Source organism: Priestia sp. P5_B4 (genome assembly GCF_056400385.1).
Genome location: NZ_JBFULJ010000092.1, coordinates 1 through 10328, shown reverse-complemented (window position 1 = coordinate 10328; position 10328 = coordinate 1). Strand labels below are relative to the sequence as shown.

The 10328-nt window shown below is 38.4% G+C and carries 15 protein-coding genes; 2 read left to right on the top strand and 13 right to left on the bottom strand.

The features are described 5' to 3' along the window. Positions 1-64: 64 nt before the first annotated feature. From spoIIIAF to AC1DRF_RS10770, 11 genes are all read right to left on the bottom strand, one after another. On the bottom strand, positions 65-685 hold the full coding sequence (spoIIIAF, locus tag AC1DRF_RS10820; RefSeq protein ID WP_427075385.1) for a stage III sporulation protein AF: 621 nt from the start codon (positions 683-685) through the stop codon (positions 65-67). Between the two features lie 5 nt (positions 686-690). Continuing rightward, positions 691-1875 carry a stage III sporulation protein AE gene (gene spoIIIAE / locus AC1DRF_RS10815; RefSeq protein WP_013059149.1) on the bottom strand — a complete coding sequence of 395 codons (1185 nt, stop codon included), beginning with the start codon at positions 1873-1875 and terminating at the stop codon, positions 691-693. A gap of 24 nt (positions 1876-1899) precedes the next feature. Further along, entirely contained in the window at positions 1900-2283 is a 384-nt protein-coding gene (spoIIIAD, locus tag AC1DRF_RS10810) for a stage III sporulation protein AD (protein ID WP_013059150.1), read from the bottom strand. A 20-nt stretch (positions 2284-2303) separates the two neighbouring features. Then, positions 2304-2510, bottom strand: coding sequence for a stage III sporulation protein AC (gene spoIIIAC / locus AC1DRF_RS10805; RefSeq protein ID WP_013059151.1), 207 nt, complete (start codon positions 2508-2510; stop codon positions 2304-2306). A gap of 19 nt (positions 2511-2529) precedes the next feature. Beyond that, positions 2530-3042 carry a stage III sporulation protein SpoIIIAB gene (gene spoIIIAB, locus AC1DRF_RS10800; RefSeq protein WP_477740721.1) on the bottom strand — a complete coding sequence of 171 codons (513 nt, stop codon included), beginning with the start codon at positions 3040-3042 and terminating at the stop codon, positions 2530-2532. A 6-nt stretch (positions 3043-3048) separates the two neighbouring features. Then, positions 3049-3996, bottom strand: coding sequence for a stage III sporulation protein AA (gene spoIIIAA, locus AC1DRF_RS10795; protein ID WP_377572730.1), 948 nt, complete (start codon positions 3994-3996; stop codon positions 3049-3051). Between the two features lie 65 nt (positions 3997-4061). After that, positions 4062-4343, bottom strand: a complete 282-nt coding sequence (locus tag AC1DRF_RS10790) for a YqhV family protein (protein ID WP_013059154.1) — start codon at positions 4341-4343, stop codon at positions 4062-4064. Between the two features lie 138 nt (positions 4344-4481). Further along, positions 4482-5039: an elongation factor P gene (gene efp / locus AC1DRF_RS10785; protein WP_013059155.1), complete on the bottom strand. Its 558-nt coding sequence runs from the start codon at positions 5037-5039 to the stop codon at positions 4482-4484. A gap of 19 nt (positions 5040-5058) precedes the next feature. Next, on the bottom strand, positions 5059-6117 hold the full coding sequence (locus tag AC1DRF_RS10780) for a M24 family metallopeptidase (RefSeq protein WP_016765546.1): 1059 nt from the start codon (positions 6115-6117) through the stop codon (positions 5059-5061). A gap of 1 nt (position 6118) precedes the next feature. After that, positions 6119-6556, bottom strand: a complete 438-nt coding sequence (gene aroQ, locus AC1DRF_RS10775; protein ID WP_034648945.1) for a type II 3-dehydroquinate dehydratase — start codon at positions 6554-6556, stop codon at positions 6119-6121. A gap of 121 nt (positions 6557-6677) precedes the next feature. Continuing rightward, positions 6678-7214: a YqhR family membrane protein gene (locus AC1DRF_RS10770; protein WP_016765547.1), complete on the bottom strand. Its 537-nt coding sequence runs from the start codon at positions 7212-7214 to the stop codon at positions 6678-6680. 313 nt (positions 7215-7527) lie between these two features. Between AC1DRF_RS10770 and AC1DRF_RS10765 the strand changes: the two genes are divergently transcribed. Together AC1DRF_RS10765 and AC1DRF_RS10760 are read left to right on the top strand one after the other, a co-directional pair. Further along, positions 7528-8484 carry a DUF1385 domain-containing protein gene (locus AC1DRF_RS10765; RefSeq protein ID WP_230933587.1) on the top strand — a complete coding sequence of 319 codons (957 nt, stop codon included), beginning with the start codon at positions 7528-7530 and terminating at the stop codon, positions 8482-8484. A 48-nt stretch (positions 8485-8532) separates the two neighbouring features. Continuing rightward, positions 8533-8931, top strand: coding sequence for an SA1362 family protein (locus AC1DRF_RS10760; RefSeq protein WP_013059160.1), 399 nt, complete (start codon positions 8533-8535; stop codon positions 8929-8931). A 30-nt stretch (positions 8932-8961) separates the two neighbouring features. Here the strand turns inward: AC1DRF_RS10760 and AC1DRF_RS10755 are convergent, their stop codons facing one another. Both AC1DRF_RS10755 and mntR read right to left on the bottom strand, forming a co-directional pair. Next, positions 8962-9843, bottom strand: a complete 882-nt coding sequence (locus AC1DRF_RS10755; RefSeq protein WP_016765549.1) for a patatin-like phospholipase family protein — start codon at positions 9841-9843, stop codon at positions 8962-8964. A gap of 102 nt (positions 9844-9945) precedes the next feature. After that, on the bottom strand, positions 9946-10328 hold a 383-nt coding region (gene mntR, locus AC1DRF_RS10750; protein WP_477740720.1), incomplete at its 5' end, for a transcriptional regulator MntR.

Below are 10328 nucleotides of genomic sequence, written 5' to 3'. Positions count from 1 at the left end.
GATGACTGTTTAAGTGAAAAGAACCGCTGAAARAATGATGGGTCACCTTTTTCTGGCTTTTGACTCATTTCGTGTCTCCCTCCTCCATATTCACAACAACTTGGCCTTGTTTTACATCCCATTTTGCTGCTAAATAGTTGGATAATTTCTTGGATTCTGTTGGTTTGTTTGTTTCGATCGGTGTGGAGGTATCAATAGAAATAACTTTCACAGCTGAAACAACCTCGGAATCATCCGATGCTTTTTTACTTACGGCAACTGAAATGGATTTAATATTATCAGCGGTAGGTTCGTCGTTCGGCTTTTTTGTTTCAATGTGAATTCGATCAATTGCTACACCATACTGATCCATCAACTCCTCTTTTACATCTGCCTCCATTTGGACAGCCATTTGTTCTAAAATATATGCACGTTGTGAAGCTTGTATTTCTTTTTTCTGATTTTCTAGTGAATTTTCTACCTGCTGATCGGATCGAATAGATGATAAGCTAAGTGATTTCAGCATTTGATTAACATCCACTTTGAAAATTTGAAAAACGGGTGTAATAATAATCAGCATTAAAAGAAGTCCAACCACCAGCTTTGTATATTTTTGAAAACTAGAATTGGGCAATAGTAAATTAATAATGGTAGCTAATAAGATAAAAAGAACGATATTAGTAATCCACGTCGTTAAGGCCTGCAATTTCTTCACCTCACCATCATTGTGACGTTGCTCGCTGTAATGATGACCGTTAAACATAAGAAAAACATAAGCGAGACAACCGCAAGCGCCGCAAAAATATAGATGACGCTTTTACTGATAATGCTCAAGCAGGAAATAACCGGTCCTCCTCCAATGGGTTGAAGAAGAGCTGCTGCTAGCTTATAGATAAAAGCAAGCGTTAACACTTTAATAGCCGGAAACGCGACGATTAACAGTAAGACTGCTACTCCAGCAATCCCTACTGAATTCTTTAATAGAAGCGAGGCACTGATGACTGTATCAGCCGCATCTGTGAACACACGCCCTACAACAGGTATAAAGTTCCCTGTGACAAACTTTGCCGTTCGAATTGTAATACCGTCGGCAACAGCTGAGGTAGCCCCTTGAACGGACAGCACTCCTAAAAAAACAGTTAGGAATATTCCGAGCACGCCAATGCTTATATTTCTCAACAGCTGAGCAAGCTGTGTAACCTTATGTTCATCTGAAATCGTACTCACAATGCTAAGCAGTGCTGAAAGAAAAAGCAGCGGCATCACTACGTATTGAATAAGCAAACCGCTTGTGTTCATTAAAAACAAAATCATCGGATGAAAAAAGGCTGCCGATACAACTCCTCCTGATGATGCCATTAAGGCAAGCAGCAGCGGCACCAGAGCTAAAATGAATTTGGTCATGGTCTCAATCGCTCCCGTTGCATAAGAGATAGCAATTTGAAAACTATTAAGAGCAATGATAATCAAAACCATATATACAAGCGCATACGCTACTTTACTTACGGTTTGCTGATTAAACGCACTTTGGAGTGTTTGTAAAAACACGCTAAAAACCGTTAGCATAATGAGTGTACCGAGGAGTTTTCCATTCGCTAATACTTCATGAAATAAAAACTTTACAAGACCTCCTAGCCATTCTTTAAGAGAGAACTCTTTTTCTCCTTTTAAAAAATCGACTAAACTTCCCTTCTGACTCTCCGGTAAAAAGCCGCCGTATTGGGTAATAATATCGTCCCAAAACTGTTTGACTTCATCGATACCGAGCTTATCAATTTGTTCATTGACAAGTTCTTGCTGCTTCGGGGGTTCGGAAGCTTGTACATTTTCTGGAAAGAAAAAAAAGAGGAACAAAAGAAGAGCGAGTATATTAACTTTAAACGTCCACCGCTTCATTTCGTCACCTCATATTAAGTAAAATTAATTGGGCAGCATTGAAATAATCGTTTCAATAATGACCGTTAAAATAGGAATTGCCATGGAGAGAATCAGCACTTTTCCACCTAATTCAATTTTAGAAGCAATGGCACCTTGCCCTGCATCTTTCGTAATTTGAGCACCAAATTCGGCGATATAGGCGATACCAATAATTTTCAAAATAGTTTCCACATAAATCATGTTAACGTGGGCATTAATCGACAGCCGCTCGACCATCTTAATAATTTCGTAGATTTGATCAATTAAAAAAAGAAAGATCACGGATCCCACGAATACAACAAGTAAAAAAGCAATAGGTGATTTATGTTCTTTTAAAATAAGAGCCAAAAACGTAGCTACTAACCCTAAGCCCACAATTTGAAGCATTTCAATGGCAACTCACCCCTCTACCCTTGAAATAAAAAAACCGATTTGATTTTTTGAAATAAGTCCTCTACAATCGAAGCAACCATAAATAAAATATAAATAAAACCGATGAGGGTAACCCAGTTCGCGTAATCTTTTTTTCCCATCTGTTCGAGTACGGTGACTAAAAAAGCTACGACGATACCAATCCCAGCAATCTGAAAAATGGTGTTCATATCAATTCCCACATTCAATCCTCCTCTATCGCTACATCAATAGAATGACCAGTAGCAATCCAGATAGAAAGCCTAAACTTTTAACCATTTTTTCATAGCGATTCTGCTTATCAACTGCATCTTGTTCTTCGCGTTCAAGATGATTCAGCGTCAGTAAGATATRCTTTTGCTGCGAATAACGATCATGCTGACCAAGCGTTTCACCAAATTGTTTTAAGATTTCTAGTTCTCCCGTTTTAAGTGCGGTTTGTTTCCAAAATTGGTCCAACGTCTTTTCCCAAGCTTCCTTGACACTTTCAGTACCTTCTTTTAATTTCATTGAAAACTCATTAAATAAAGAAGCCAAAGGATTAGGAAGCTGTAGAGATAACAAATGAGCAACTTCTTGAAGAGGCCGATTGCTGTACATAATTTCTGCTTCTAACGACCTCAGAGCCGTTTTTAATTGCCTGAGCTGCCTAGGTCTTGCACTAAGCTGCTTTGCAAACTCAAATCCTGTGTAAGTGGAAGCAAATAAGATAAAGATGGCACCAAACAGTTTCATACACCATCACCCTTTACTATTTTCAATAAGCGACTTTTCAGCGGACGTTTTCATGAAATTATAGTGCTCATCGTAGATAGCCTGAAGTGTTCCAGGACCTCGGCTGTTCGATAGCACAACATACCTTTTGAATACATGAAGTTTCATTAAAGCTTGCAAAGTGGGACGCTTCATTAAATCGTCAATGTCATAGCCATGAACAGTCATAATGACACGAACGCCAGCATTAACCGCTTCAAGTACGGCCTTACAATCTTCTTCACTTCCCACTTCATCCACGATCAGCACATCGGGGCTCATGGAGCGAATCATCATCATCATGCCTTCAGCTTTCGGACAGCTATCTAATAAATCCATTCTAAATCCGAATGTATGCTGAGGAACCCCTTTAACAGCCCCAGCAATTTCTGATCGTTCATCTACAATTCCCACTTTAAACGGAGGAATCTTAGAGCGCTCTATGCCAGTACTTATTACTCTGGCTAAATCGCGAATCATGGTTGTTTTTCCTGTTTGAGGAGGTCCTATAATGACCGTACTTTGCCAATAGCGATTGTATAAAAAAGGAATAAGCTGATTCGAAATACCAATCTTTTGTTTAGCAATCCGGATATTAAAGGATGATACATCTCGAATCACACGAACCTGTCCATTTTCTGTTACAACTTTTCCCGCTAGCCCAACCCGGTGCCCGCCTTCAATGGTGACATATCCTTTTTTCAATTCTTCTTCAATCATATAAATCGAAAACTGGCTTAATTTATTTAAGATAAATAAAGCATCTTCTGCACTTGGAAGATACGATTCGAAATATGGCTGATTGTTGATTGTAAATTCGACAGGTCTTCCTATGCGCACTCGAATTTCTTCTAGTACATGAGAATGGTTTGTGACATAAAATTCAACAGTCTTTTTTAAATTAGGCGGAAAGATTGCAAGTATTTCGTTTAACATATTCATCCCCTCATATTTGAACTCACTTCAATGTATTATAAGCTTGACCATTTTATGCCTACCTTTTATTTAAAAACACCGATTAAAATAAAGAGCACTCCTACTACAATCATGATTAATTTCCCAAAAGATAATTGATCGGCTACGGACACTAAACCTATGGTAAAAGAACTCACCATTACAATCGGACCAACAAGCGCTAACATTCCATTAATCATTAACGCCTTTTTCACATCATTGTTTGTGACAATTAAAATAGCGGCAATAAACTCAATAAATGAAGAAATAAATCGAAGGCACGCCATCGTTAATACCGTACCGTTTAAATGATCCAACCACTGCTTCATAAGCCCCTCCTATACCTCTGCGTTGTTTAGTACAACCTATGCAAAATAAGGAAGAGTTAGCACAAAAAAACATACAAAAAAGGCAGAGAATGATTCTCTGCCTTTTTTGTATGTTTGCAGCTTGCTTACACGATCCAATTACGCGCGTGATACGTAGCTGCTGTCTGTTGTGTTGATAATTAATACGTCGCCTTCGTTTACGAAGAACGGAACGTTTACTGTTAAGCCAGTTTCTACAGTTGCCGGTTTTGTACCGCCAGAAGCTGTGTCACCTTTAATACCAGGTTCAGTTTCTGTTACTTTAAGCTCAACTGTGTTTGGAAGTTCAACACCTAATGTCTCACCTTGGTACATCATAATTGCTACTTCCATATTCTCTTTTAAGAATTTTAGCTCATATTCAATTGCACTTGCCGGAAGCTCTAATTGCTCATAAGACTGGTTGTCCATGAATACGTGCTGATCGCCGCTTGCATATAGATATTGCATTTTACGGTTATCAATTTGGGCTTTCCCTACTTTTTCACCTGCACGGAACGTTTTTTCTTGCACAGCTCCTGTACGAAGGTTACGTAGTTTTGAGCGAACGAATGCAGCGCCTTTACCAGGCTTTACGTGTTGGAAATCCATTACACGCCAAATACCTCCGTCTACTTCTACTGTCAAACCTGTACGAAAATCATTTACTGAAATCATGAAGAAATCCTCCTACATTTTATAAAATAATGAACTCTTTTGATGAGTGCGATAATGCCTCATTACCTTCTGCTGTGACGATCGTATCATCTTCAATACGAACGCCCCCTAAGTCTGGTATGTAAATACCTGGTTCAACGGTTACAATCATACCTGGCTGCAGTACATCTGTAGATTTCACAGAAAGTGATGGGCCTTCATGTACTTCTAACCCTACGCCGTGACCGGTCGAATGTCCAAAATACTGGCCGTATCCATGTTCTGTAATATAATCACGCGTTAGCGCATCTGCTTCTTTACCCGTCATACCTGCTTTGATGCCGCTCATTCCGTTAAGCTGCGCTTGCAGTACGACATTATAAATTTCTTTTAGCTTATCACTTACTTCACCGACGGCAAATGTTCGTGTGATATCTGAACAGTAACCATTATAGTATGCGCCAAAATCAAGCGTTACAAGTTCGCCTTTTTCAATGACTTTGTCAGAAGCAACACCATGGGGTAAAGCCCCGCGATGCCCTGAAGCAACAATTGTATCAAAAGATGAAGATGTTGCGCCTTGTTTTCTCATAAAGAACTCCAATTCATTAGATACTTGAAGCTCTGTTAAACCAGGACGAACAAAGGTTAAAATATGTTCATATGCTGCATCTGCTATTTTTGCAGCTTCCTTTAATATCTTAATCTCTGAGTCACTCTTTATCAAGCGTAAGTTTTCGATTGCGTGCGAGATTGGAACAAGTTCCGCGCCGATATGCTTATCAAATAATTGATGCTGTCCATATGTAACATAATTCTGTTCAAAACCAAGCTTTTTAATTCCAAATTGTTTCACTACATTCGCTACTTCTTCTACAATAGGACCCTTGTGCTGAACGATATCAAAACCTTCTGTTTGACTAGTTGCTTGTTCAACATAACGAAAATCTGTTACAAATGCCGCTTTGTCTTCAGAAATAATAACGACACCAGCAGATCCTGTGAAATTGGTCATATAGCGCCTGTTATATTCACTTGTAATTACAACACCGTCCACATTCAACTTTGAAAACTGTTCGCGTAGTTTTTCGATTTTCATTTTATTTCCCCCTTAATTGTAAAAGTGCCTGCAGGGCAAGCTCATATCCATATAAACCTAACCCGACAATTTGACCATGTGTAACAGGTGCCGTCACCGAATGGTGGCGAAACTCTTCACGCTTATGTACGTTCGAAATATGCACTTCAATAACAGGAACAGATATACTAGCAATCGCATCTCGAATGGCATAACTGTAGTGAGTAAAAGCACCAGGATTAATCATAATCCCATCAAATTTCTCATCCGCTTCATGAATCCAGTCGATAATTACACCTTCGTGATTAGACTGTACGCACTCAACTTCTATCCCATGGTCTCTGCCTGCTCGCTGAAGTTTCTCTTCAAGATTTTGAAGATTATCTGTCCCATATACCGCTGGTTCGCGTACGCCTAAACGATTTAAATTAGGACCGTTTATTACTAAAATCTTATTCATCTTAATTCAACACTCTCCCCTACTACGAACCCTTTATGCAGCTCACTCATGTGAATTTGCACTTTATTTTTCTTTTTAAATCATTATATAGAATATATTAGCATACGTTGGAACATTCACACTACTTATTCGCCGTTTGAAAATCTGTAGATTCATCTTTTGTTTGAAGCTCTGCAGCTTCAAAAGAAATGGAATATCCGATGAATACACCATATAAAATATAAATACAGAGGGATGAAATAATCGTGTTAGCTGGAAGCTCTCCAATTGTTTTTAAGTTGGGAAAGAGCGGATTCAAAACAACGAATACAATTGCCCACCATAATAAGCCGTAAGCAAAACCTATCCAAATTGTTTTAAACTTCTTTAATAGGACGTAGTATAACAACCCGACAACAATAGATAATACCCCTATAAGAAAAATACTGACGATAACACCTATTCCTTTATCCTTCCAATCACCTAATGCCCATGGATCTAAAAGCATATTTGGATTGATAACACTAAAGCTGAACAGATAATTTAAATAGCCAATAAAGCTCCAGAAAATCCCTCCAAAAAAGGAAATAAAGATGGCTTTAAATAAAAAAGACATTTCCTGTTTATGCGTAGGGTGGTTATCCTGTTTTTTTTCATGCTGTTCTTTAGGTTCTGACATATTAATCACCTCTTGATGTAGTATGAACTTTTTTCTCATTTCCTACTGACTCATTTCTAAGTTTTTACGTTTATTACTCTTCCTATACGCAAGAAGGGAGCCTGATATCAAAGAGACATTTTTAAACTACTTCGCACAGAGTTTCATAAACAAATTTTATAAGTGAAAGGAAAAAAATTCATAACAAGGGTGTGGAGATGAAAAATATTGGCTAAACTAGATAACATGCATCCGCCTAGAGGTTTATTTGATTTTGCTGTAGAATATAAAATACTAAGAAGTCTAGTCTAGTTAAGTTAGGTTGGTGCCTGAAATGTCTAAATTGCAAAAACCTGCGTATGGTGGTCAAGCCGTTATAGAAGGCGTCATGTTCGGTGGCAAACGTATGATGGTGACGGCTATTCGTCGCAAAGATCAATCTATTGATTATTTTCATTCAAAAAGAAAATCAAATTCCGTACTCACTGCTTTTAAAAAAATTCCTTTTTTACGAGGAATTGCTGCTATTGTTGAAGCCAGTGCAAACGGTACGCAGCACTTGAACTTTTCCTCTGAACGCTATGACGTGAACCCAGAAGATGATGCTCAAGTAGCAGAAGAACAACAAAAAGAGAAAAAAGAATCAAAACTATCTTTAATATTTGGCGTTGCAACTATTGGTGTAATATCCTTTCTTTTCGGGAAAGTACTATTTACATTGATTCCTGTGTTTTTAGCACAATTGACACGTCCTGTTTTCACTTCAAGTGTAGCTCAGGTTTTTATTGAAGGAGTATTTAAACTATTATTGCTCCTTGGCTATATTTATGTGATTTCACAAACGCCACTTATTAAACGGGTGTTTCAATATCATGGAGCAGAACACAAGGTCATTAATGCATATGAAAACAATGCTGAACTTACGGTAGAAGCCGTGCAAGCACAATCTCGACTTCATTATCGCTGCGGAAGTAGCTTTATCCTCTTTACCGTAGTTGTAGGAATGTTTGTCTACCTACTCGTTCCAACGGATCCTCTTTGGTTACGAATTGTGGATCGCCTTGCATTAATCCCAGTTGTCCTTGGTTTATCATTTGAAGTGCTACAGTTAACCAATAAAGTTCGTCATGTCCCTCTTCTTCGCTTTTTAGGTTATCCCGGTTTATGGCTTCAGCTTTTAACAACCAAAGAACCAAAAGATGATCAAGTTGAAGTTGCGATTGCTTCATTTAAAGAACTTTTACGCGTTGAAAATGAACTTTCTTCTACCACTGACGAACAAGTTGTCTAATCCACACCGTTTTGCTTTCTTTTTTTACTATTTTAGGAGGTGAACAAAATGAGACGTCCATTCGTGAAACCACTTGTATATGGTCTAATCGGGTTAGGAGTCATTGGCTTTGCATTTACGTTGATTACAGATCCAGCTGTTTTATTACGTCAAGCAGGTTATATTTTTCTGTTTATCATTTTGTTTTACTTAGTTTATCGGTTTATTCTCCGCCCTTCTCAGACAAAAGGTCAAGATAGAGGCTATGTGCGCGCAGTAAAACAATCAAAACTGCGTCAAAAAGAAAAAGAGCGAGGAAGCAACAAAGTTGATATGCATACGTACCGAAGCTCAAATAAGCGCCCGGTATCCAAATCAACGAAACCGCTAAAGAAAAAGAAAAACAACTCACACTTGACCGTCATCGAAGGTAAAAAAGGAAAAAAGAAAAATAGAGCATTCTTTTAAAAAAACAAGGAGAAAAACCTCCTTGTTTTTTTAATAGCACCATTTTTTCAAAAATGCCCTTGTACGCTTTTTGCCAAACGCAATCAGCTCTTCCTTCCGTTCTTCTGTGAGGGTAAATTCTGTCGCAAAAACTTGATTAACAGGTAAAAAGATAATATTTTTTTCGTGACGTTTTGAAATATGTCTTGCATCGTGCGCATCTTTCATCGTCTCAAAAAGCGCACTGAATAAACCAACGGCATTCTTAATTTTATTCCGTTCCCTTTCTTCGTCCTTCGGGCTCAGCTTCACCCCAATTACCGGTCGTTTCTTAAGACTTTTATCATCATCAAACAGAAAAATTGGAAAGTTGCTTAACACGCCCCCGTCGACTATTAAACTGCTTGGGGTAGATTTTAATTTAACCGGCTCAAAAAAATATGGAATGCTGCAGCTCATTCGAACGGCTCTTGCTACAGAAAAGCGATTCGGGTCGATTTGATATTTAGGCAAATCATCTGGAAGAACAAGCATCGTACTGTTGGTCAAATCTGAAGCAATAATACGCAGCGACTGATCAGGCAAATCAGCAAATGTACGAATTCCTCTGCTCCGCAATTTTTCAGCAATCCACTTTTCAAGCCTTTCTCCTTTATATAATCCCATTTTCCAATATAAAAACAGCCACTTTGTCAAGCTTGATGGTAAAAAAGACATTCTTTGATCTAAAAAAGACGATAACTCAATTTCATTCATCATTTCAACAATTTCTTCACTTGTATAACCGGCTGCTACAAATGCACAAATAATGGAACCCGCACTCGTTCCGGCTAACCGCCGAAAGATCAAGCCTTTTTCTTCTAGAGCTTGTAACGCGCCAATCAGTGCAAGCCCTTTAATACCGCCACCTGAAAACACTCCGTCGACGTACACAGCCTCTCCTCCAAACTACCCACTCTACATTTGTAGTCGACTCAGCAACAAGTTATGATAAAAAGAAAAAAAGCAGTGACGCTATTGGCCGCTGCTTTTTTCTTATAATTTTTGTTCTTCTTCATTTCGTTTTTGTACATTGCGAAGATCTTGAATACGGTTATGATTTTCTTCAAAGTATTGAACCAAATCTCCAATTCGATCAATGGAATTCCAGCTTAAATGATGTTCAATTCCTTCTACGTCATCATAAATATTTTTCTCATCTACGCCAATGATGCGCAGCAGCTGCTCTAAAAGCTCGTGGCGATAAACAAGACGTTTTCCAATCTTCTGCCCCTTAGCTGTTAAAACAAGGCCTCGATATTTTTCATAAATTAAGTACTCATCTTTGTCTAGCTTTTGAACCATCTTCGTTACAGATGAGGGGTGAACCGCCAATGCATCAGCAATATCAGACACTCGAGCGTATCCTTTATCTTCAA